The following is a 23,376-nucleotide window of genomic DNA, read 5'->3' as shown; positions in this document are numbered from 1 at the left end:
GCCCCGCTGGTGACCTCATGGTTCGAGACGCAGCTATCGCGCTCCTCACCATGAGGGCTTATCGCTCTACGCGCCGATCGCGATTTTCGGCTCGGCGTCCGCGTTGGCGGCCATTTCGCGCAGCGCGCGCCGGTATTCGACCGGCATCACCTTGCGGAATTTGGGCAGCCAGTCCTTCCAGTTGGCAAGGATGTCGGCGGCGCGCTTGGAGCCGGTCGCTTTCGCATGGCGCGAGATCAGGACGTGCAGGCGCTCGACATCGGAGTCGAGCAGGTTCTTGAACACGTCGACCCGGCCGTGCGCCTCGAGGTCACCCGAGTGGTTATAGGTGCCGGCGTTGATCAGCTCTTCCGACAGCACCGGCTCGAGCTCGACCATCGACATGTTGCAAAGCTTGTCGAAGTCGCCGGTCTCGTCGAGCACATAGGCGATGCCGCCGGACATGCCGGCCGCGAAGTTGCGCCCGGTCTTGCCGAGCACGACCACGATGCCGCCGGTCATGTATTCACAGCAATGATCGCCGGCGCCTTCGACGACCGCCACCGCACCCGAGTTGCGCACGGCGAAACGCTCGCCGGCGACGCCGCGGAAGTAGCACTCGCCCTGGATGGCGCCATACATCACCGTGTTGCCGACGATGATGCTCTCTTCCGGCACGATGCCGCTGTTGGCGGGGGGCTTGACGATGATCTTGCCGCCCGAGAGGCCCTTGCCGACATAGTCGTTGGCTTCGCCTTCGAGCTCGAAGGTGACGCCTTGCGCCAGCCACGCGCCGAACGCCTGGCCGGCGGTGCCCTTGAGGCCGACATGGATCGTGTCGTGCGGCAGGCCGGCATGACCGTAGATCTTGGCGACCGCGCCCGACAGCATCGCACCCGCGGAGCGGTTGGTGCTGTTGATCCTGGCCTCGATCTTCACCGGCGCGCCGCGGTCGAGCGCAGGCGTCGCCTTCTCGATCAGCGTGCGGTCGAGCACCGCTTCCAGATGATGGTTCTGGCGCTCGGAGTGATAGATCTTCTGGCCCTTCTCTTCCTTCTGCTTGACGAAGAGCTTCGAGAAATCGAGGCCCTTGGCCTTCCAGTGCGCGACCAGCCTGGTCTGGTCGAGCAGCTGAACCTGGCCGATCATCTCGTTGAAGGTGCGGAAGCCGAGCGATGCCATGATCTCGCGGACTTCCTCGGCGACGAAGAAGAAGTAGTTGATCACGTGCTCGGGCTGGCCGGTGAAGCGCTTGCGCAGGACCGGGTCCTGGGTCGCGACGCCGACCGGGCAGGTGTTGAGATGGCACTTGCGCATCATGATGCAGCCGGCCGCGATCAGCGGCGCGGTGGCGAAGCCGAACTCGTCGGCCCCTAAAAGCGCGCCGATCACGACGTCACGGCCGGTGCGGAAGCCGCCGTCGACCTGGACCACGATGCGGCTGCGCAGCCGCTCGCGCACCAAGGTCTGGTGGGTTTCGGCAAGGCCGATCTCCCAGGGCGAGCCGGCGTGCTTGATCGAGGTCAGCGGCGAAGCGCCGGTGCCGCCCTCGAAGCCCGCGATGGTGACATGGTCGGCGCGCGCCTTGGCAACGCCGGCGGCGACCGTGCCGACGCCGATCTCGGAGACCAGTTTGACCGAGACGTCGCCCGTCGGGTTGACGTTCTTGAGGTCGTAGATGAGCTGCGCCAGATCCTCGATCGAGTAGATGTCGTGATGCGGCGGCGGCGAAATCAGGCCGACGCCCGGCGTCGAGTGACGAACCTTGGCGATGGTCGCGTCGACCTTGTGGCCGGGCAGCTGGCCGCCTTCGCCGGGCTTGGCACCCTGCGCCATCTTGATCTGCATCATGTCGGAGTTGACGAGATACTCCGTGGTGACGCCGAAGCGGCCCGAGGCGACCTGCTTGATCGCCGAACGCATGGAATCGCCGTTCGGCATCGGCTTGAAGCGGTCGGCTTCCTCGCCGCCTTCGCCGGTGTTCGACTTGCCGCCGATCCGGTTCATGGCGATCGCGAGCGTGGTGTGCGCCTCGCGCGAGATCGAGCCGAAGCTCATCGCACCGGTGGCGAAGCGCTTGACGATGTCCTTGGCCGCCTCAACCTGGTCGATCGGGATCGGCTTGCGCTTCTCCTCGTCCGCGTTCTTGATCCGGAACAGGCCGCGCAGCGTCAACAGCCGCTCCGACTGCTCGTTCAGGATCTTGGCGAAGGCGCGGTAGCGTTCCAGCGAATTGCCGCGGGCGGCGTGCTGGAGCAGCCCGACCGACTCCGCGGTCCATGCATGGTCCTCGCCGCGGCTGCGATAGGCATATTCGCCGCCGACATCGAGCGCGGTCTTGTAGACCTGCGCGTCGCCGAACGCGTCGGCATGACGGCGCACCGCTTCTTCCGCGATCTCGGCAAGGCCGACGCCCTCGACGCGGGTATGGGTGCCGGCGAAGAACTTGCCGACGAAGTCCGCCTTGAGGCCGACGGCGTCGAAGATCTGCGCGCCGCAATAGGATTGGTAGGTCGAGATGCCCATCTTGGACATCACCTTGAGCAGGCCCTTGCCGATCGACTTGATGTAGCGCTTGACGATCTCGTAGTCGTCGAGCGAGCCGGGCAGGCGGTCCTTCATCGCGATGATGGTTTCGAACGCCAGATAGGGATTGATCGCTTCGGCGCCGTAGCCGGCCAGGCAGGCGAAGTGATGCACTTCGCGCGGCTCGCCGGATTCGACGACGAGGCCGACCGAGGTGCGCAGTCCGACGCGGATCAGATGATGATGCACGGCGGCGCAGGCCAGCAGTGCCGGGATCGGCACCCGGTCGCTGCCGACCATGCGGTCGGACAGGATGATGATGTTGACGCCCTCGCGGACGGCGGCTTCCGCACGCGCGCAAAGCTCGTCGAGCACCTGGTCCATGCCGGCAGCACCGAGACCGGCGTGGAAGGTGGTGTCGAGCGTGCGCGACTTGAAGTGCGACTCGGCCACATCGGAGATCGAGCGGATCTTCTCGAGATCCGCATCGGTCAGGATCGGCTGGCGCGCTTCGAGACGCTTGGTGGTGGCGAGGCCCTGCAGGTCGAACAGGTTCGGCCGCGGTCCGATGATGGAGACGAGGCTCATCACCAGCTCCTCGCGGATCGGGTCGATCGGCGGGTTGGTGACCTGCGCGAAGTTCTGCTTGAAATAGGTGAACAGCGGCTTGGCCTTGTCCGACAGCGCCGAGATCGGCGTGTCGTTGCCCATCGAGCCCGCGGCTTCCTCGCCGGTGGAGGCCATCGGCGTCATCAGGATGGAGATGTCTTCCTGGCTGTAGCCGAACGCCTGCTGGCGATCGAGCAGCGACAGGTTGGAGCGCACGCCGGTGGTCGGTACCTTCGGCAGCTCTTCCAGCACGATCTGGGTCCGCTCCAGCCACTCCTTGTAGGGATGGCTCCGGGCGAGCTCGGCCTTGATCTCGTCGTCCGGGATCAGGCGGCCCTGCTCGAGGTCGACCAGCAGCATCTTGCCGGGCTGCAAGCGCCACTTGGTGATGATCTGGTCCTCGGGGATCGTCAGCACGCCCATCTCGGACGCCATCACGATGCGGTCGTCCTTGGTGACGAGATAGCGCGCCGGACGCAGCCCGTTGCGGTCCAGCGTAGCGCCGATCTGGCGACCGTCGGTAAAGGCGATCGCGGCGGGGCCGTCCCACGGCTCCATCAGGGCGGCGTGATATTCGTAGAAGGCGCGGCGCTTCTCATCCATCAGAGGATTGCCGGCCCACGCCTCCGGAATCATCATCATGACGGCGTGAGGCAGCGAGTAGCCGCCCTGCACCAGGAATTCGAGCGCGTTGTCGAAGCAGGCGGTGTCCGACTGGCCTTCGTAGGAGATCGGCCAGAGCCGGTTGATGTCCTTGCCGTAGAGCTCGGAGCTCACGGAAGCCTGGCGCGCCGCCATCCAGTTGGTGTTGCCGCGCAGCGTGTTGATCTCGCCGTTATGCGCGATCATGCGATAGGGATGCGCCAGCGACCAGGCCGGGAAGGTGTTGGTCGAGAAGCGCTGATGCACCAGCGCCAGCGCGCTCTCGAAGTCCGCCTCGTGCAGATCGGGATAGTACTTGCCGAGCTGGTCGGCGAGGAACATGCCCTTGTAGATCACGGTGCGGCACGACATCGAGCAGGGGTAATAGCCCGCAAGGCCGCGGTCGCGACGCTGGTAGATCGCCTGCGAGATCGACTTGCGCAGGATGTAGAGCCGGCGCTCGAAATCGTCCTCGGTCTTGGCGGTGCCGTTGCGGCCGATGAACACCTGCATGCAGGCGGGCTCGGTCGGCTTCACGGTGACGCCGAGCGAGGAATTGTCGGTCGGCACGTCGCGCCAGCCAAGCAGGGTCAGGCCCTCTTCCTTGATCTGGTCGGCGATGATGCTCTTGATGACATTGCGCCAGGCGGTGTCGCGCGGCATGAACAGCGCGCCGATGGCATATTCGCCAGGAGCCGGCAACGTGAAGCCGAGCTCCCCGGCCTTGCGGCTGAAGAAGGGGTGCGGGATCTGCACCAGGATGCCGGCGCCGTCACCGGCGCGCGGGTCGGCGCCGACGGCGCCGCGATGCTCGAGGTTGCAGAGGATGCTGAGCGCGTCCGCGACGATCTCGTGGGACTTCTTGCCCTTGATGTTGGCGATGAAGCCGACGCCGCAGGAATCCTTTTCCAGGCTCGGATCGTACAGACCTACGGCCGGCGGACGCGAATTGTGTTCCTGAATCGGATCAGTCGTTTTCGAGGCGACCGTCGCCGACAGTTCTTCTGCCACGATGTTTGCGCGCTCGAATTGCGACCCGTTCATTGTTCCAATCCTCTCCATGCGGCAAGCTGCCTCACCGCTATCTTCGGCGCACCTTGGGCGTTCCGCGGCACCCGCCTCTGGGTCACCGCTCGTCCGCTGCGAGCCGCATTTTCTTAAATTCAGGCCAAGGCGTTCTTCGTCCCCGAGAACGGCTTTGCCTGTTGCCTTCCTGGCGCTCGAAAGCACCGACTTTCGTTGCAATCCGTATGCCGGAACTGCAAGCAAAATTGAGACAGTCTTCCTGTCCTAACCATCACCTTGCCAAATTTTTGTCTATCACACAAGCGCGCGGAAGTCCCGATTCCCAGAGTGTCAATCAGCGCTTTCCGCATGGCACGCGGCCCCGGTTTTGAAGCAAACGCGCCCTGATCCGGCCCTGCCGACGCCGAAATCCCGAATGAAGCTTCGGATCAGCCCTTCGAAAGGCGCGCCACGCCGCAAGAAGCGAAAGAGCGCGAGGCATTCGGGGGCCTGACAGGAGCGTGTCGACCATGAAGTTTTTCACAGGATGTGTGGCCGCTGCCACGCTGGCGCTGGTGGCAACGGCCGTCGAGGCACAAGTTCCGGCCAACGGCGCTGCGCGGGGCGCCTATATCGCGGTCTCGGATTTCGACGGACCCTATGGGCCGCCGGAAGCCGCGCCGCCGCCGCGCTACGGTTACGGCTTTGGCTACGAGGAGCGCGGTCCGGCACCGGCGCTGCTGCCGCCGACCGAGGTCTACGCCGTGCTGCGCGACAACGGCTTCTCTCCGCTTGGCATCCCGCGCCTGCGCGGCGGCGTCTACACCATCGCGGTGATCGACCGCCGCGGCGACGACGGCCGGCTGGTGATCGATGCCCGCGACGGGCGAATTTTGCGCTTCATGCCGGCCGCTGACGCCTTCGGCATGGCCCCCAGTGATGAGGTGCCGACGGTTGCACCTTACCGTCCGCAAAGCGCGCTGCCGCCGCCGACCATGGTCCGCAGCGGCCCGCCGCGTCCGCCGGCCTCGATCCCGCATGTCGCCAGCCGCACCGTGCCGCTGCCGAAGGCCGCCCCGCGCCGCGGCGAGGCGCCTGTCGCCGCCACCAAGCCGGCCGCGCCAGCTCCGCAGCAGGTACAAGCGCCGCAGGCGCAGCCCGCCCAACAGACCGCTGCCGTGCAGGCAAAGCCCGCCGAAGCCGCACCACCGCAAACCGCCGCGCCAACCGTCGGTCAGGCCAAGCCGGCTCCGACTATCATGCCGACGCAGGAGATGCCGGCGGCGCAGGGGCTGGACTAGCGCGCGCTCGCTTGACGCGACTGCGCGCCACGCTCCGGACGGAGACCTGAGCAAAAAAAAGCGCCCGAAAATCGCGGGCGCTTTTTCATTGCGGCAATCGCGCGCTCAGCTGCGCGGATACCCCGCGGCTTCCAGGATCAGATTCGCCACGTCCTTCGGATGCGACACCAGCGAGAGGTGGCCGGCATCGAGCTCGATCGTGGTTGCGTTCATGCGCTTGGCGAGGAAGCGTTCGAAATCGGGATTGATGGTGCCGTCGTTCTTCGATACCGCGTACCAGCTCGGCTTCGTGTGCCATGCAGCTTCCGTGGTGCGGCCGGCGAAGATCGAGGCGGCGGTCGGCCATTGCACGGCGTAGAGCTCCCTGGCCTGCTCCGGCTTCACGCCATTGGCAAAATACTTCAGGAAGGCGTCTTCAGAGAGCTTTGTGTAGCCGTCGCGCTCGACGATGCCGGCGCGGGCCGGGCCTGCCGGAAACTGCTTCGACAGCGCGACGAAGTCTTCGTTCGCATCGGGCGCGCGTGCGGCGACGTAGACGAGGCCGGTGACCTTCGGGTCGTTACCGACCTGGCTGATCACGGTGCCGCCCCAGGAATGCGCGACCAGCACCGTCGGGCCGTCCTGTTCGGCCAGCGCGCGCTTGGTCGCCTCGACGGAGTCCGCAAGCGACGACAGCGGATTTTGCACGGCGGTGACGTGCAGGCCCGCGGCCTGGAGGATCGGGATCACCTCCGACCAGCTCGATCCGTCGGCCCAGGCGCCGTGCACCAGCACGACGTTCTTGGCTTTCACCGTCTGCGGCGTCTGCGCGTGAGCCAGGCTGATGGGGGCCGCCAGCAGGCTCGCGGCGATGAGAAGGCTGCGCCAAAGTGACATGATCGTGCTCCGTATTGTTTTTGCTGCGATGCCCAAAGGACGGAGCGCGTGGTCGCGGCGTTACATGTCCTCACCGTTCTGTGATGCGATGCAAAACGAAAAAAACGCCCCGGGGCACCGGGGCGTTTTCGCAACTTGGTGGCTGTCGACGTGCTTAGGCGGCGACCGAACTCTCGATCACCTGCGCCTTCGGCGCGCCCGCGTTGATGGCGATCTGGCGCGGCTTCTTGGCTTCGGGAATCTCGCGCACAAGGTCGACGTGAAGCAGCCCGTTCTCGAGCGAGGCGTCCTTCACCTGCACGAAGTCGGCAAGCTGGAAGGCGCGCTCGAAGGCACGCGCGGCGATGCCGCGGTAGAGCACTTCGGACTTCGAGTTCTCGTTGGCGACTTTCTCGCCCTTGATCGTCAGCGTGTTTTCCTTCGCGACGAGGGAGAGCTCGTCCTTGGCGAAGCCGGACACCGCAACCGTGATGCGGTAGGTGTTCTCGCCGGTACGCTCGATGTTGTAGGGGGGATAACCGGGGCTGCCGTCCGAACCGGCCTGGTCGAGTAGGCTGAAGAGGCGGTCGAAGCCGACAGTGGAACGGTAAAACGGAGTCAGGTCGTAGGTACGCATGGTCTAGTCCTCCATTGAGCGACTGTTGGTAACCCGCCCGCCAATCGGGCCGGGCTTTAGTCTGTGTGCAGCCTAATGTTCCGGTTCCGAAACACTGGTAGCGGCCTGCACCATGGTGATATGGGTTCAGGGGAACGGCGTTCAAGAGGGCGGCAAGTTGCGCCTTTTCGGCGCTCCAGCCCCTTGATTTGCAGCATTTCTCGCCCAATGACGCTGATCTCGATTCCGTCCAATCCCGTTCCCGAAGACGTCGTCAGCGGCACCATCAAGACGCCCGATGGCGCCGAGCTGCGCTTTGCGCGCTGGGCGCCGCCGGCGAACCGCAAGGGCACGGTCTGCGTCTTCACCGGACGCAGCGAGCAGATCGAGAAATATTTCGAGACCGTGCGCGACCTGCGCGACCGCGGCTTTGCGGTGGCGATGATCGACTGGCGCGGGCAGGGCCACTCCTCGCGCCGCCTGCGCGATCCGCGCAAGGGCTATGTGCGCGACTTCTCCGATTTCGAGATCGACGTCGAGACCTTCGTGCAGCAGGTGGTGCTGCCGGATTGCCCGCCGCCCTTCTTCGCGCTCGCCCATTCCATGGGCGGCACCGTGATGCTGCGGGTGGCGCATGCCGGCAAGCGCTGGTTCGACCGCATGGTGCTGTCGGCGCCGATGATCGACCTGCCCGGCCGCGCCACCTCGTTTCCGGCGCGGGCGCTGCTGAAGACGATGCGCCTGATGGGGATGGGCGGTCGCTATGTCCCCGGCGGCAGCGACCACATCACCGGGCTCAATCCCTTCATCAACAATCCGCTGACCAGCGATCCCGTGCGCTATGCGCGTAATGCCGCGATCCTGGAGGAGGATCCGACGCTCGGGCTCGCGTCACCGACGGTCGCCTGGGCCGATACCGCCTTCCACGCCATGAACACCTTCAAGGGCAAGAACTACCCTTCCCAGATCCGCCAGCCGATCCTGATGCTGGCGGCCTCCAGCGACACCGTGGTCTCGACCGCGGCGATCGAGGAGTTCGCCTATCATTTGCGCGCCGGCTCCCATCTCGTGATCGCCGGCGCCAAGCACGAGATCCTCCAGGAGCAGGACCGCTACCGCTCCCAGTTCTGGGCCGCCTTCGACGCCTTCGTGCCGGGCACGCCGCTGTTCAAGTGACGGGGTGGAAGCTTCCTGAGGACGGCTGATCGTTCCACAATCTCCGTCATGCCCGGGCCTGTCCCGGGCATCCACGCCTTGTTGCGCGATCAAAGAACGTGGATGGCCGGGACAAGCCCGGCCATGACGATGAACCTTCTCTGCCTCACAGCGTCTTCAGATATTCGATCAGATCGTAGCGCTCTTGCTCCTTGAGCACGCGGCCGATGGTGCCGTCCTTGCCGGGGCCCGGCGTGCCATCGAACGAGTGGCCGGCATTGCTGTTGCCGAAGGTCTCGGTGCCATCAGACGCTCGCGTCGAGAAGCGCGACTGCCCGGTCTTGCAGCTCTCGCCGTCGACGACCGCGAAGCCGACCTGCTTCGGATCGTAGTCGCGACCACCACCCATGCAGAACGATTTGGGGCGCTCGGCCGCGGGGCTCAGCATCCAGTAGAGCGAGGGCACCGATCCGTTGTGCAGGTAAGGCGCGGTGGCCCAGACGCCGTTGAGCGGGCGCGCGCGATACCAGGGCGGCGGCTCCTTCGCCTCGGCCGGCTGCGGACCGGGATTCGGGCAGTTTTTGCGCTCGCCCCACCAGGCCTGCTGAACCTTCGGGTCGATCTTCGCATCGTCCATCGCTTTGCGGCTGACGATGTCGACGAGCACCATCAGCCCGACCGAGTACGGCATGTCGGTCGAGGAGATAGCCGGCAGATTGCAGCTCCACCAGGCATTGAGCTTCTGCGTGGGATCGAGCTCGAGAAAGCCCGGGACCTGAACCGTCCGCGTCGCCAGCACACTGGCCTGAGCGGGATCGGTGCCCATGCCTTTGACGCTTTTCTGGACCTCGTTCAGGAATTTGTCTTTGCCGATGGTCTCCCAGCGCGACGAGGACCAGATGCTCTGGTCCGGAAACTCGGTGTCGAACACGGGATCGTTGACCGGCCCGAGATGGCATTCGACGCAGATCTGCGCGTAGAGCTTGCGGCCGTTCTTGACGCGCTCGCCATCGATCTTCCAGGCATTGTCGCCGAAGATGTCGGACGGCCATTTCGGTGATGTCAGTCCGGAGAGCTGCTTTTTCGGATAGGGCGCCGACCCCTTCAGCAGATCCTCGATCCAGTTCAGGTTCTTGATATCCATCGACGAGCGGAACAGCGTGTCCTTGGGGGTATTGTCGGACAGATTGAGCAGCGCCGTCACGCCCAGCGCTTCGCCGGCGTTGCGGATCAGCGGTTGTTCGATGGACGCGTCATATTGCGCGAATTTGAGCCAGGGCACGGTCCAGATCGGCGGGAAGCTGACCGGCGCGTCCTTGGCATGCAGATTCTTTTCGAAGCCGCTGAGGCCGCTGAGCGTCATGTCCTGGGCGAAGACCTGATTGCCGATGCGGTTGAGCGCGTCGAGACGGCCGTATCCTTCCTCGGTGTCCTGCTGCTTCTCTTCCCGCTTCGTCTTCTCGTTGAACCTCGTCTTGCCGTCGATGGTTTTCGCGTAGGTCTTCTCCCAGTCGATCAGGAACGTGCTGATCGTGCGCAGCTTCTGCTTCAGCGCGTCGCGATCCGCATCGCTGGCGGAGGGGCCGAGCACACGGTCGGCGAAGCGCGTAAAGCGACCCGGCACGAGGAGCGTGTAGGCGATCGACAGACCCGTCGTGACCTCGAGCTTCCTCAGGTCGGTCATCGCCGGGCCGCCGTCGAAACGGATGTCGATGCCTTTGTAGTGAATCTGGCCGGTGTGGCAGGCGGCGCAGGTCAGGCCGATCCGGTCGTCGCCGACCTGGCCGGTCGCAGGATCGGGTACGCCGGTCATGCGAGCAAAGCCGACGGGCAGGCCGTCGACGTTTTCAGCCTGGGCGCCCCAGTTAACCGGCGGATCCCAAAGCCGCGCCGGCACCGGCTTGGTCTTGTCGTAGACATTGGCGTAGCCGAACCGGCGCAGCGTGGCGTCGTCGGTGTTGATCGTCTGCGGGCTCGGGATGAAGCCGAAGCGCTGCAGATGGTCGCTGTCATGCAGCATCCCGGGCTTTGCGAAGAAATGAAGCCGCGGCTGCTCGAGCGCCATGAACCAGCTGTAGGGCACCGGGAAGGTCGCGGTGCCCTGGCTGGCGTGATGAAACCAGTGCCGGTCCTCCAGCGCCCAGTTTTGCTCGAGCCAGTACGCGGCCCGCGGTTCGACAAGCTTCGGCAATGGCGGCGCCACGAGGTCACCGAGGATGCCGGGCAGCATCGGCTGGAATTGATCGGGAAAGCGCAGCGCCACGACGCCAAAGACGAGCAGCGCGGCGACTAACCCGCCGGCAACGCGCCATATGAGCGAGGGCGGGGTGACCGGCTGGCTGACGACTCGCTGCGTGATCCTGTCAGGGAATTTGCGCTCGTTGAACAGCGTACGCACGTCGGCGATGGCGAGATAGCGGTTCTCGCCTTCGCCCTTGCCCATGATCTTCAGCAGGATGGGCCATTCGAACTGCATCAAGATCCGATAGTACCAGCGCGCAGTGCTCCCGGCGCGCTTGAGGTTGTCGCGCATGTAAGTTTGTATTTCCGACGCGTTGATGCCGGGCTCGGTGCCGCCGCCGTTCGGATCGGTATAGTCCCTGCCGAAGCTGGCCAGGCGGGCGATCTGATCCTCATTGACCTTGCCGTCGACGCCGAGGATGCGCGAACCGGCGCCGCGCTTGTCCAGGGGGCCGCCGCGCAGGGCATCGAGCTGTGCGCCCGAAAAGATGCTCTTCAGGATGTGACCGAAGCCGTTGGCGATCAGCGCGATGCCGCGGGTCTCGACGCGGGCCACCGTCTTCATCAGCCCCTTGTCGCCGCTCGCATTCGCGATCGTCTGCGATAGCTTGCCGATCGGGACGGTCCCGCCTTCGACGAAGCCTTCGCCGACCAGGCCGCGCAGGAAGGGGCAGGGATTGTCTGGCGAGACCTGGATCGAGGGATCGAAGGGAGGCTTCGAGGCGGGGTCGTTCATGGCCCAAAATCCTGAAAACAGCGAATCGTGAAATGAAGACGCGCCGATAGAGCGCGGAAAGTCCTAACAAACCGACAGCAGCTTATACTACTTCAGCGTGTAAAGAAGTGTGGCTGAATTCACGGTCCTGTCAATAAAAGCCGGCCCGCGTTTTGCGAAGGGGCTGGGTCGAGACCGAGAAGGCCCGCCTGTCAGGACTCGGCCGCGCGTTTGACGTCGCTTTGCACCAGGGTCAGCTTGCTGAGCGGCACGCCCGCGTTCAGAAGCCCCTCGCGGTAATGGGCAAGGTCCTCGGGCCGCTTCCAGTGGAAATTGCGCAAGTGACGATCGACATTCAGCGTCGGGTAGTTGCGCATCAGCACGCCGACGGCCTCGCCAGCCTCATCGTCCCGACCCAACTGTGCCAGCGCCGCGGCACGGATCGCCAGCGCCTGCATGTGGTTCGGGTTGATGTAGAGCTGCTCGCGCGCCCAGGACAGGGTCGCGTCGTATTGCCCCAGCAGATAATGGCTGAAGGCGTTCAGCGCGGCCCATTGGTAGCGCGGGTCGCTGTTGTCGCGCTGCGCGGCCATCGAAAACAGCTCGATCGCCTCGCGGTGCTCGCCGATGACGAAATGGCAGATGCCGAGCACGCCGCGTGCGCCGTTGTCGTAGGGGTTGAGCGCGACCGCGCGCTTGGCGGCGTCCATCGCGGCCTCGTAATGCGCCTCCATGGCATGCGCCCAGGACAGGATCGAGAAGGCGAAGGAGGAGCGCGGGTCGAGCCGGACGCTGGTCTCGGCGAGGGCCATCGCCTCGGCCCACATCTCGCGCGTGCCCTTGACCCACCCGAACTGGATGCTCTGGATCTGGATCGTGGCGAGATAGGCGTGCGCGATCGACAGTTTGGGGTCGAGGCTGATGGCTTCGCGGAACAGGTCGACGGCGGTGGCCAGGTCCTCCTTGGTCTGCCGGTAGTAGTGCGACAGCCCCTTGAGGAAGCGGTCCCAGGCGGTCACGTCGGTGGAGAGCCGCGCCGGCGCCGAGGCCTCGGCACGGACGATCTCGGTGGCGATGGCGGCGGACAGATTGGTGGTGATCTCGTCCTGCATCGCGAACAGTTCGCCGATGTCGCGGTCGTAGCGGCCGGTCCAGAGCTGCTCGCCGGTCTCCGGCGCGACCAGCTCGGCGGTGACGCGGATCTTGGCTCCGGCGCGCCGCACCGAGCCCTGGATCAGATAGGTGGCATCGATCTCGCGCGCGATCAGGCGGGTGCTGGTGTTCTTGCCCTTGAACGCGAAGGTCGAGTTGCGGCTCAGCACGCGATAGAAGGATTGCAGCGACAGCGCGTGGATCAGATCCTCGGTGAGGCCGTCGGAGAAATATTCGTCCTGGGCGTCGCTGAGATTGGCGAAGGGCAGCACGCCGACGATCGCTGTGCGGTACTGCTGCGACAGCACCGACGCCTCCCGGAGCTCGGGCGCGAGCGCCGGCGCACCCTCGGGCATCCAGGTCCAGACCCCGATCGGGTCCTTGATGTTCTTGAAGCGATGGTTGCCGGCATCGACCAGCAGCGCGGTCAGGTGCTTGCTCGCCTCCCGGTAGGCCTTGGCCGAGATGGCGAAGCCGCCGGGGCTCGCCACCGCTTCGAGGCGGACGGCAATGTTGACGTCGTCACCGAATACCTCGTCCTCGTCGGCGATGACGTCGCCCATGTGGATGCCGAGGCGAAACTGCATGGCGCGCTCGGCCGGCAGGTGATGGTTGCGCTCCGCCATCAGCGTCTGCATCGCGATCGCGGCCTCGACAGCGCCGACGATGCTCGGGAACTCCAACAGGAAGCCGTCGCCGGTGTTTTTGACGACGCGGCCGCCATGGTTGAGGATGATGGGATGGATCGCGCTGCGATGGGCCTTGAAGGCGGCATGGGTGCCGGCCTCGTCGCTGCCCATCATGCGCGAATAGCCGGCGACATCGGCGCAGACGATGGCGGCCAGACGTCTTTCCATAATCCGGAGCTCCAAGGGATCGATGACCGGCCCCCGCGTGGCAGTCGCCTCGAATCCCGCATTTCCAAGAACCCTGCCTTTATAGAGCAGATAAGGCCGGGCGAAAGCATGATCCGCATTGCAAATTTGAGGTAAATTCTCCGCAATCCTGGCGGTGGACGGCGGCGGCCGAACCGAATAAGCCCGCCTTTCAAGGCTGACGGGGGCACCTCACATGCTGGGCATTCACGAGATCTGGCTCTTCATCCTGTCGGGCATATTGCTCAACATCACGCCTGGCCCGGACTCGGTCTACGTGATCGGCCGCAGCATGCAGATGGGCTGGCGGGGCGGCGCCGCGGCCGCGCTCGGCATCAGTTTTGGCTGCTTTTTCCACGTCGCGGGCGCGGCAATCGGCCTTTCGGCGCTGCTGATGGCCTCATCGACCGCCTTCTCGATCCTGAAGCTGGTCGGTGCGGCCTATCTCGTCGTGACGGGACTTCAGATGCTGTGGTCGCGCCCGGCGCTGGCCGCAGCCATCGACGAGCCGGAGCGGAGCCCGCTGCGGCGGGTCTTCCTCCAGGGCGTCTTCACCAACGCGCTCAATCCCAAGGTCGCGCTGTTCTTCCTGGCCTTCCTGCCGCAATTCGTCGCAGCCGATTCCCCGCACAAGCCGCTCGCCTTCCTGACGCTCGGCCTGATCTTCATCTTTACGGGAACGTTGTGGTGCCTGGTGCTGGCGGCGTTCGCGGCAAGGGCGGCCCACCGGCTGCGCAAGTCTGAGGGCGCGATCGCCTGGGTGAACCGCGCGCTCGGCGGCCTCTTCATCTATCTCGGCATCCGCGTCGCCATGCTGGAGACGCGATAACTCATTCGAACGGATGACTGGTCCGGCATGCAGTCGGCCCGATAGAGGCCGCGCGGGGAGGTTTCGATGGTTCGTGGAAGCTGCCTATGCGGCGCCGTGCGTTTCGAGATCGATCAGGTGCGTGCGCTCACGCATTGTCATTGCGCCAATTGCCGCAAGCTGACCGGTGCCGCCTTCGCCACCTACGCCCATGTCGATGCCGACAAGTTTCGCTTTGTTGCCGGCGAGGACATGACGGTGGCTTACGAATCCGCGCCGGGGAGCTTCCGCCATCGCTGCAAGACCTGCGGCTGCCTGACGCCGGGCAAGGCGAGTTATCTGCCGACCGTCAGCATTCCCGCCGGCCTGCTCGATGACGATCCCGATGTCAGGCCCCGCCTCCACGTCTTCACCTCGTCGCGCGCACCGTGGTGGACGATCCAGGACGATCTGCCCCAGCACGAAAAATGGGTGCCGGGCTACGAGCCCAAATCGTAGGCCTCAGGCGAACTCCTTCAGCAGCGCGCTGCCGGCGAGATAAATGCCGAGCAGGATCATCGCGATCAGGAACCAGCGGCGAAACGCTTCCGCCGGCATCCGCGCCCGCACCGACTGGCCGACGAACATGCCGGCAAAGGCCATGGCCATGCCCACGGCGCCCGGCACGGCGTTCGCCGGCGTCAGCAAGCCGCCGGCGGTGAGATTGAAGGCGAGCGCCAGCGTCGCGGTCGTGAAGAACACGCCGAGCGCCTGCACCAGTTCGTCCTTCTCCATGCCGATCGCCTGCATGAACGGCATCGAGGGGATCACCTGCACGCCTGTCGAGGCCGAGATCACGCCGGTGATCACGCCGACCACGCCGCCGACCCATTTCTCGTTCTGCGGCGCGACGTGGAACTTGAATTTGCTGAGCCCGATGATCGCGTAGATCACGAGCAGGATTCCGAGCACGATCGTGCCGTAACGGGCATGCGGGCCGGTCAGCGCGCCGGCATTGAGCCAGCATCCGATCACGGTGCCGATCATCAGCGGCCACAGCCGCCTCAGGATGTCGCGCAGATAGGGGCCGGCGAAGGTCTGCCAGATATTGGTGACGATGGCGGGCACGATCACGATGGCGATCGCGCGGCTCGGCGCCATGTTCACCGCGAGCAGGCCCATGGACACGGTCGGCAGGCCGAGCCCGACCACGCCCTTGACGAATCCGGCGATCAGGAAGACGGCGGCGATGAGGATGAGGAGCGGGTCAATCATATCTTGCACATTGACCGAAGCCGCGCGCGGGCACAATCTGAAGGTTACGGAGACAGCCTTCGTTCCTGGCGGAGGCTGAGGAGAATCCGACCATGCGCTTCGACCTCGTCGACCTCCAGCTCTTCATCGCGGTTGCCGACCAGCGCAGCATCACGCGCGGCGCCGAGCGATCGAATCTCGCCTTGGCCTCTGCCAGCGCGCGCATCAAAGGGCTCGAGGACGCGCTCGGCGTCGCGCTGCTCAAGCGTGGGCGGCGCGGTGTCGAGCTGACTGCGGCGGGCGAGAGCCTGCTCGATCATGCACGGGTCGTGATGCACCAGGTCGACGCCCTGCGCGGCGATCTCGCCGGCTTTGCCAGCGGCGTGCGCGCGAGTGTGCATTTTCTCGTCAACACCTCGGGGCTGTCGGAGCATCTGCCGAAGGCGCTGGCGGGTTTCCTGCGCGAGCATCGCGACGTCGCCATCGACATCGAGGAGCGCGAGAGCACCGATATCGCGGCAGCAATCACCGCCGGTGCCGCCGATCTCGGCTTTGCCGCCGAGCACGCGCTGCCTGATCATATCGAGCGTTTCGTCTTCAGCGAGGACCACCTGACATTGGTGACGTCGCGGCGCGGCCCGTTCGCGGGCCGTCGCCAGATCGATTTTCAGGAGACGCGGGATTGCGAATTCGTCGGGCTCACCAGCGCCACTGCACTCCAGATGCACATTTCGAAGCACGCCGCCCGGCTCGGCATGCGTCCGCATTACCGTGCGCGTCTGCGCGATTTCGACGCGATCTGTCAGATGGTCGCCGCTGACGTCGGCATCGCCCTGGTGCCGATATCCGCCGCCCGCCGCTGCGCCAAGCTGATGCCGCTGGCCATGGTCCGCCTGCGTGATGCCTTCGCCAACCGCAAGCTCGTGATCTGCGCCCGCAGCTTCAAGGCGCTGCCAAGGCCGGCCAAGATGCTGGTGGAGCATTTAAGGGCAGAGGCGGCGTGAGGGCGGCTTTTTGATGTGAGCCTACGTTGCGGCGGTGCGCACAACTGCGCTCCCTCCCCCCTTGCGGGGGAGGGAGGGGGAGAGGGGTACCCAGAAAAAGGTGTCTCTGTCGCGAAGAAGAGAGATCGATGGAGTCCCCGTGTGGACCCCTCTCCCTGGCCCTCCCCCGCAAGGGGGGAGGGAACGCACCTGTCGCGTTGTGAGGCCGTTCGCCTACCGCGCGCTACTTCGCCGTCTCGACTCCGGCATCCTTGATCACCTTCGCCCACTTCGCGGTCTCGTCCGCGATGAAGCTGCGAAAATGCTCCGGCTCGTCGCCAATCAGGGTCGCGCCTTGGGCGGCGAGCTTTTCCTTTACGGCCGGATCCGCCATGGCCTTCGTCGCCAGGCCATGCAGCGCGGTGACGATCTCCTTCGGCGTGCCCTTCGGCGCCACCATGCCGTACCAGTTCTCGATACGAAGATCGGCAAAGCCCGCTTCCGCGGTGGTCGGCACGTCGGGCGCGGTCGCGGAGCGCTCGGCCGAGCCGACCGCGATCGGCTTCAACGCGCCCGCCTTGACCTGCGGCAGCAGCACCGGAAGATCCAGGAAGGTCATCTGCACCTGCTGGCCCAGGAGATCGTTCACCGCGGGAGCAGCGCCACGATAGGGCACGTGGACGATGTCGATCTTGGCCGTCAGCTTGAACAATTCGCCGGCGAGGTGCGGCAGGCTGCCGGGGCCGGAGGAGGCGAAATTGAGCTTTCCGGGCTGCGCCTTGGCGAGCGCGATCAGCTCGCCGATGTCCTTTGCGGGCACGTTGGTGGCAACCACCAGCATTTCCGGCACGGTCGCAACCAGCGTCACCGGCGTGAGGTCGCTCGCGGTGTCGTAGGCGACCCGCTCCATGCTCGGGCTGATCGCGAGCGCGCCGGCTGAGGAGATGGCGATGGTGTAGCCGTCGGGCGCGGCCTTGGAGACCGCGTCGGTGCCGAGCACGCCGCCCTGGCCGCCGCGGTTGTCGATCAGCACCGGCTGCCCTGACAGCTCCGACATGCGCTGGCCGATCACGCGGGCAATGATGTCGTTGGGCCCGCCGGCCGGGAACGGCACGATCAGCTTGATCGGTTTTGCGGGGAAATTCTGCGCGGAGGCGAGGGCGGGAAACAGGAGCAGGAATGCAAGGAGGAGCTTAGGCCAGTTGTTCATGCAGGCTCTTTTCATGCACGCTCCTTGGGGCGCTTATCCGTTGAGCAGTTTCAGTGCTTCTTCGTGAACTCTTGCATCGCCGGCCGCGATGATGCGGCCGCCGCCCTGGGCCGGCTTGCCTTCCCAGGTGGTGACGACGCCGCCGGCGCCGGTCACGATCGGGATCAGGGCGGCGATGTCGTAAGGCTTCAGCTCGGTCTCGACCACGAGATCGACGTGACCGGCCGCCAGCATGCAATAGGAGTAGCAGTCGCCGCCATAGCGCGACAGCCGCGCGCCCTGTTCGATGCGGCTGAAGATGGCGCGGTCGCGTTCGTTCATCAGCAGCGGGCTGGTGGTGTAGCTCGTTGCTTCCGACAGCGAGGCGCAGCGACGGACCTGGAGCCGGCGCTCGCCGGACGGGCCTTTATAGGTGGCCGAGCCGTTGTCGCCGGAGAAGCGCTCGCCGATGAAGGGCTGGTGCATCATGCCGTACACCGGCGCGCCCTTGTGCAGCAGCGCGATCAGCGTGCCCCAGATCGGAAAGCCGCCGATGAAGGATTTCGTGCCGTCGATGGGGTCGAGCACCCAGACATAATCGGCGTCCTCGCGCTCGTTGCCGAATTCCTCGCCGACGATGCCGTGCTGGGGGAAGCTCGCCTTGATCAGCCGGCGCATCACCGCCTCCGCGGCGCGGTCGGCCTCCGTAACGGGGTCGAAATCCTTGGTCTTGCTCTTGTCGTCGATCGACAGCGAGGTGCGGAAGAACGGCAGGATGGTTTCGCCGGAGGCGGTGGCGAGCCGTCCGATGAAGGCTGAGAAGTCGATCACCGTCACGGCGCATCCTCAAAACGAAAGTCGGGTGAAGCTCGCTCCTGCCTAGCTCAATTCGCTTCTCGCGTGCAGCGCTGAGTTGGTTTGCTCCCTGGTATTTTGGATGCCGCAACCGGCTGCCCCATCCCAGTCATATGCTGGCCAAATATCGATCATAGAGTTGAAAACTTAGTTCCGAGTATGCCTTGTTCGTATGCAAACGGTTATCAACCCATTGAATTTCCTTATCAAAGAAACTGAATCTGGGTTTCGCTATAAGCAATTGAGCCATGTGCATATTGCATGGGAAACGGCTCAAAAGCCCTTGCACTTTGTGCGTCGCGGCCGCATATTGTTGCGGTGCGGTAGCGCTCTGCGTTACCGCTGCCCTCCTTGGGCGTTTCCTCCCTAGACTTGGGCCGCTTCTTCATCAGAAGCGGCCCTTTTTTCTTTGAGCCTCGATCTTCACTTCGAGCGCGCGAAAACGCGAAGCGAAGATTCGGCGCACGATACGCTGGCAGCTTGATCTGATGTTTGATCGGCGGCGCGATCGCGCGGCGACGGCTCGCTATTATTCCGCCGCGGCCTGGAACGGGCCGAGATCGCCGAACGGGATCGTCGTCGCCAGCACGTCGGCGAGCACGCCGAAGTCGCTTGCCACTTGCGCAAAGCGCGGACTGCGCTCGCGCCGCCGCTCGTCCATGTAGATCGCGCGGTTGAGCTCGAGCTGCACCGCGTGCAGCCCGCTCGCGGGGTTGCCGTAATGCTCGGTAATGAATCCGCCGGCATAGGGCTTGTTGCGGCCGATCGAATAGCCGAGCCCGCCCATGGTCTCCTCGACCCTGTCCGGAAGCAGCGGCGTGCAGCTCGTGCCGTAGCGGTCGCCGATCACGATGTCGGGCCGCCGCGGCTCGTCCCTGCTGACGCCGACCGAGGGCATCGAGTGGCAGTCGACCAGCACCACGGTGCCGAACATCTGGTGCACCTTGTTGATCAGCCGGCGCAGCGCGCGATGATAGGGCTTGTAGAGCGTCTCGATCCGCGCCAGCGCATCGTCGACCAGGATGCGTTCGCGATAGATCTCCTGGCCGTCGCCGACCACGCGCGGGATGGTGCCTAACCCGCCGGCGACCCGCATCGAGCGGGTATTGGCAAAGCTCGGCAGCCGTCCGGTGAACATGCGGGGATCGAGCTCATAAGGCTCGCGATTGACGTCGACATAGGAGCGGGGAAAGTTGACCCGCACGGTCGGAAAGCCGCGCTCGCTCAAATGGCCGATCAGCTCGTCCATGAAGGAATCTTCGGACCGCCGCAGCGTCGTCAGGTCGATCCTGGAGGCGCTGAGGAATTCGTCCGGATAGGTCGAGCCGGAATGGGGCGAGTTGAAGATGACAGGCGCGCGCCATTGCGCGGGCTCCACGATCTCGAAGGCGGGCGACACGTCGCCGTCAAACCGGGTCATCTTCTCAGGCTTCGTCCCTTCGCGCCGCGGGATCCGGGTCTCGGATCGAATTGATTCGGCCGGTGGAGCGGCTCTTATGTGTCGTCATTGTCTGGAATCGCAACCATTCTGCCAAGCGAAAAGATGTGATCGGCGCTGGAACATGTCTTAACCGTGTGGGCAGGGAAGCGGGGATGCGCCAGCGCGGCTCGATTGATTCGTGCCGCATTCGGGTTCACAAGGGACCGGCAGCGCAGCCAGCCCAGGGTAAAGATTTTCACCCCAAATTTACCCTCTGTCGGGCTTAGTAACCTCTGCTGATATCCTCTGGGGATTTGACGTTTCCTGCCATGCCCAAAATCCTGCTCGCCGAAGACGACAACGACATGCGCCGTTTCCTGGTCAAGGCGCTGGAAAACGCTGGTTTTCAGGTCTCGTCCCATGACAACGGCATGGCCGCCTATCAGCGGCTCCGGGAAGAGCCGTTCGAGATGCTGCTGACCGACATCGTGATGCCGGAGATGGACGGCATCGAGCTCGCCCGCCGGGCCTCGGAACTCGACCCCGACATCAAGATCATGTTCATCACCGGCTTCGCCGCGGTCGCCCTGAACTCGGATTCGGACGCCCCCAAGAACGCCAAGGTGCTGTCCAAGCCCGTGCATCTGCGCGAATTGGTCAGCGAAGTGAACAAGATGCTGGCGGCCTAAATCGGCCCCCTTCGGTCCTTGCACCGGCTCCCCTGAGCCGTTATAGGGACCCGACCCGATCTAGAGACATCTAGGGCGCGTAGCTCAGCGGGAGAGCACTACCTTGACATGGTAGGGGTCACAGGTTCGATCCCTGTCGCGCCCACCATCCTTCGCTCGCGATAGCGAGAGAAGGATGCCACGCCGAAGCCCAAAGGGCGCAGGCGGGCTGCCCGCGGCGAGCTTCGGCCAGGCAAGCCCAAACAATCCGCGATTGCGAAGCCTGCGTGTAGCCCGGATGGAGCGAAGCGCAGTCCGGGGTGTATCCTCTCCGACGCTGTCCCGGATTACGGTGCGCTCCATCCGGGCTACGATTCTGGATCGCGGCTATTTCAGTTCCGTGTTCGCGACCGGCAGGACCGAGGCGACGGACCAGCCGTTCGCATCCCGCACGTAGGTCTGGCTGATCAGAAACGTATTCTGTTGGGCCGGCTTGCCGGGAAGGCCGCGCGTGAAGACGATGGGAACGAGGACCTGCATCACCTCGTTCGAGATCACGGCGACGTGGAATTTCGACATATCGGGTTCGAGGTGCCAGGTGCCCTCGTAGTAGCCCTTGAAGCGGTCCGCGACCGCATCACGGCCTCTGGTTTCGATGCCTCTCGCAAACAACAGCGTGCCGGGCGAATTCCACAGCATGGCCTTCACATCGTCCGCGTTGTGCGCATTCTGCGCGGCAATGAATTTTTCGAAGATGGTTCGCGCCTCGGCATCATCTGCCGCGGCCAGCGCCGGCCCGGCTGACCAGGCGGTCGCCGCGAGAAACAGCGCTGCAGCAATTGCCGCAACATGACCGCGCCGTGCAAATCGTCGTAGCCTGATGGAGCCGCGAGACATCTTGGAAGGGGGCATGATCATCTCTCTTTTGGATGACAATGATCATACCATTGATCGTGCCGCCGGCTTTTCAGGATCGCGCGAGCGGCGGTCACCGTCGCATCACGGATGCGTTGGTTCAGGCCACGTCCGATACCGCGGACGTGGCGCATCGTCGTCACACCGCCATCCGCCTCACGTCAGCGGCAACAGATGATCCGGGATCGGCACGGGTGCGGCCGGCACCAGCGATGCGACCGAGACGTGCGGCCAGGTCAGCCCGGCGAAATCCAGCATGACCTTCTGTGAATACTGGATCTGCGTCGTCGCCACCCTGACGTGGCCGCCCTTGAATCCCTTGTTGGGCACGAACGGGATCGCGGCGACGAAGCTCGGAACCAGCGGCACGTTGCTCCTCTGGCGCGGTTGCAGGATCACCGGCGGCGTTCCGGGCGGCAGGGCCGGCACGTCGATGTCGTAAACCACCGTCTCGATCCAGAACACTGCGTCCATCTGGAAGGCGTTGGCGTTCGAGCCATTGCCGCCCGGTGTCGGAACGGGCAAGCCCTGAAGGAACGCGATGTTCGCGGCGCCGCCGGCAAAGCTCGGCGCCTGCGGATGCGGGCCGGGCGAGGGGATGGCCGGCAAGGGGCCGCCGGACAGCGGTGTGCCGGGCTTCGTCGAGGTCTCGATGACGATGGTCTGCGTGATGGTCTGATGCGCGATCTGATCGCGCAGCACCGTGTTCGGGTCGGTGATCATCGCCTGGGTGAGCTTGCCGGAAGCCATCAGTGCGGTCAGATCCTGAGGTAGCCTGCGAGTCGTCTTGTTGGTCGCGGTCTGGTTCTGGAATGTGATCTTGTTGCCCGGATTGCCGCCGATGAACGGTGTGATGTCGATGGCCGCGATGGTTGGCTTACCGGCGACCGGAGGCAGCGCGGTGCCTTGCGCAGTGATCGTCGTGCCGTGCGGGATCGACGCCATGCGCGCGACGGTGAACGGCTCGTGCGGATTGGTGGTGGCGGGCACCGCCAGCCAGATGCCGGGTTCGAAGTGAATGCCCACGGGCGTTCCCGTGGTGATGTCGTTGATGGTCTGGAGATACGGCACGCCGTTGAGGAATGCATCTGCCTGCTGCAGCGAGCCGCGATTGGGGATCGAGCCAAGATTGTTCGAGAACGACATCGTCTCGTCGGTGAGATTCAGCTCCAGCACGTTGTCGTCGGGGTCGGTGGTGCTGATCGGCCCCGGCATCGGCGTCGGCGTGATCTTGCTGTCGGGCCGGAAGATCGTATTGAATCCCTGTCCTGTGAAGGTGCCCGTGAAGGCCGACAGCGGACCGAGGATGGGCGGCAAGGTGACCGGCGGACGCGCAGCTCGCGCGGCGGCCCCCGCGGCGGGCTGCGCGGCGTCCCTGAACACCTCGTCGACCTCGTGGATGGAGAAATTCGCGGTCTTGGTGAATGCACTGGTGAGTGGTTTGGGCTCGTCCATGGTGATCCCTCGCGGTGCTGCAACTGTCGATGCCGGCATTTCCCCGGGCCGGCTGTCCGGGCAGGTGAGTCCTGCGCTGTTGCGCCTCGTGATCCCGATCGCGTCTCGTGATCCGCCCGATGCCGGGCATGACAACATCGTTCACGCGCGCTCATGCGCGCGTGCCGACTACGAACATT

The 23,376-nt window shown here is 64.8% G+C and carries 17 protein-coding genes and 1 tRNA gene; 7 read left to right on the top strand and 11 right to left on the bottom strand.

What is annotated here, in order from left to right; all coding sequences use genetic code 11:
• Window positions 1-66: 66 nt before the first annotated feature.
• Window positions 67-4,800 carry a glutamate synthase large subunit gene (gene gltB / locus AB7290_RS38175; protein WP_441254280.1) on the bottom strand — a complete coding sequence of 1,578 codons (4,734 nt, stop codon included), beginning with the start codon at window positions 4,798-4,800 and terminating at the stop codon, window positions 67-69.
• Window positions 4,801-5,291: 491 nt separating this feature from the next.
• On the opposite strand from gltB, the gene AB7290_RS38170 reads away from it, so the two are divergent.
• On the top strand, window positions 5,292-6,062 hold the full coding sequence (locus AB7290_RS38170; RefSeq protein WP_085398756.1) for a hypothetical protein: 771 nt from the start codon (window positions 5,292-5,294) through the stop codon (window positions 6,060-6,062).
• A gap of 105 nt (window positions 6,063-6,167) precedes the next feature.
• Here AB7290_RS38170 and AB7290_RS38165 read toward each other — a convergent pair whose 3' ends face one another.
• Together AB7290_RS38165 and AB7290_RS38160 are read right to left on the bottom strand one after the other, a co-directional pair.
• Complete coding sequence (locus tag AB7290_RS38165; RefSeq protein ID WP_085398757.1) at window positions 6,168-6,938, bottom strand: alpha/beta fold hydrolase; 771 nt, start codon at window positions 6,936-6,938, stop codon at window positions 6,168-6,170.
• Between the two features lie 154 nt (window positions 6,939-7,092).
• On the bottom strand, window positions 7,093-7,554 hold the full coding sequence (locus AB7290_RS38160; protein WP_063985698.1) for an Hsp20 family protein: 462 nt from the start codon (window positions 7,552-7,554) through the stop codon (window positions 7,093-7,095).
• 207 nt (window positions 7,555-7,761) lie between these two features.
• Between AB7290_RS38160 and AB7290_RS38155 the strand changes: the two genes are divergently transcribed.
• The gene (locus AB7290_RS38155) at window positions 7,762-8,709 is read left to right on the top strand and encodes an alpha/beta fold hydrolase (protein WP_028148092.1); all 948 of its coding nucleotides are present in this window, start codon (window positions 7,762-7,764) and stop codon (window positions 8,707-8,709) included.
• 145 nt (window positions 8,710-8,854) lie between these two features.
• Here AB7290_RS38155 and AB7290_RS38150 read toward each other — a convergent pair whose 3' ends face one another.
• Window positions 8,855-11,665, bottom strand: coding sequence for a di-heme-cytochrome C peroxidase (locus AB7290_RS38150; RefSeq protein WP_085398758.1), 2,811 nt, complete (start codon window positions 11,663-11,665; stop codon window positions 8,855-8,857).
• Between the two features lie 191 nt (window positions 11,666-11,856).
• Entirely contained in the window at window positions 11,857-13,653 is a 1,797-nt protein-coding gene (locus AB7290_RS38145; RefSeq protein WP_063985696.1) for an adenylate/guanylate cyclase domain-containing protein, read from the bottom strand.
• Between the two features lie 214 nt (window positions 13,654-13,867).
• Here AB7290_RS38145 and AB7290_RS38140 point away from each other — a divergent pair, with 214 nt between their 5' ends.
• Window positions 13,868-14,500: a LysE family translocator gene (locus AB7290_RS38140; protein ID WP_071909427.1), complete on the top strand. Its 633-nt coding sequence runs from the start codon at window positions 13,868-13,870 to the stop codon at window positions 14,498-14,500.
• 66 nt (window positions 14,501-14,566) lie between these two features.
• Window positions 14,567-14,977: a GFA family protein gene (locus AB7290_RS38135; RefSeq protein ID WP_014491803.1), complete on the top strand. Its 411-nt coding sequence runs from the start codon at window positions 14,567-14,569 to the stop codon at window positions 14,975-14,977.
• Window positions 14,978-14,980: 3 nt separating this feature from the next.
• Here the strand turns inward: AB7290_RS38135 and AB7290_RS38130 are convergent, their stop codons facing one another.
• Window positions 14,981-15,733, bottom strand: a complete 753-nt coding sequence (locus AB7290_RS38130; RefSeq protein ID WP_085398759.1) for a sulfite exporter TauE/SafE family protein — start codon at window positions 15,731-15,733, stop codon at window positions 14,981-14,983.
• Between the two features lie 92 nt (window positions 15,734-15,825).
• Between AB7290_RS38130 and AB7290_RS38125 the strand changes: the two genes are divergently transcribed.
• Window positions 15,826-16,716, top strand: coding sequence for a LysR substrate-binding domain-containing protein (locus AB7290_RS38125; RefSeq protein ID WP_135214795.1), 891 nt, complete (start codon window positions 15,826-15,828; stop codon window positions 16,714-16,716).
• A gap of 223 nt (window positions 16,717-16,939) precedes the next feature.
• On the opposite strand, the gene AB7290_RS38120 is transcribed toward AB7290_RS38125, so the two are convergent.
• The 3 genes from AB7290_RS38120 to AB7290_RS38110 all read right to left on the bottom strand — a co-directional run bounded on the left by AB7290_RS38120 (window position 16,940) and on the right by AB7290_RS38110 (window position 20,159).
• Window positions 16,940-17,905 carry a Bug family tripartite tricarboxylate transporter substrate binding protein gene (locus AB7290_RS38120; RefSeq protein ID WP_085398761.1) on the bottom strand — a complete coding sequence of 322 codons (966 nt, stop codon included), beginning with the start codon at window positions 17,903-17,905 and terminating at the stop codon, window positions 16,940-16,942.
• A gap of 33 nt (window positions 17,906-17,938) precedes the next feature.
• On the bottom strand, window positions 17,939-18,721 hold the full coding sequence (hisN, locus tag AB7290_RS38115) for a histidinol-phosphatase (protein ID WP_014491808.1): 783 nt from the start codon (window positions 18,719-18,721) through the stop codon (window positions 17,939-17,941).
• Between the two features lie 547 nt (window positions 18,722-19,268).
• On the bottom strand, window positions 19,269-20,159 hold the full coding sequence (locus AB7290_RS38110) for an N-formylglutamate amidohydrolase (protein ID WP_014491809.1): 891 nt from the start codon (window positions 20,157-20,159) through the stop codon (window positions 19,269-19,271).
• 329 nt (window positions 20,160-20,488) lie between these two features.
• Here AB7290_RS38110 and cpdR point away from each other — a divergent pair, with 329 nt between their 5' ends.
• Both cpdR and AB7290_RS38100 read left to right on the top strand, forming a co-directional pair.
• Complete coding sequence (cpdR, locus tag AB7290_RS38105; protein WP_007597092.1) at window positions 20,489-20,848, top strand: cell cycle two-component system response regulator CpdR; 360 nt, start codon at window positions 20,489-20,491, stop codon at window positions 20,846-20,848.
• Window positions 20,849-20,921: 73 nt separating this feature from the next.
• Window positions 20,922-20,996 (top strand) — tRNA-Val (locus tag AB7290_RS38100).
• Window positions 20,997-21,214: 218 nt separating this feature from the next.
• Here the strand turns inward: AB7290_RS38100 and AB7290_RS38095 are convergent.
• Together AB7290_RS38095 and AB7290_RS38090 are read right to left on the bottom strand one after the other, a co-directional pair.
• Window positions 21,215-21,739, bottom strand: coding sequence for a DUF4440 domain-containing protein (locus AB7290_RS38095; protein WP_085398768.1), 525 nt, complete (start codon window positions 21,737-21,739; stop codon window positions 21,215-21,217).
• A gap of 159 nt (window positions 21,740-21,898) precedes the next feature.
• On the bottom strand, window positions 21,899-23,197 hold the full coding sequence (locus AB7290_RS38090) for a heme-binding protein (protein ID WP_085398762.1): 1,299 nt from the start codon (window positions 23,195-23,197) through the stop codon (window positions 21,899-21,901).
• Between the last annotated feature and the right edge of the window lie 179 nt (window positions 23,198-23,376).

This window comes from Bradyrhizobium sp. 613_E4_N2_2 (genome assembly GCF_052075995.1).
Lineage (GTDB): Bacteria > Pseudomonadota > Alphaproteobacteria > Rhizobiales > Xanthobacteraceae > Bradyrhizobium > Bradyrhizobium barranii.
The sequence above is the reverse complement of the archived record's forward strand: the minus strand, read 5'-3'. Positions and strand labels throughout refer to the sequence as shown.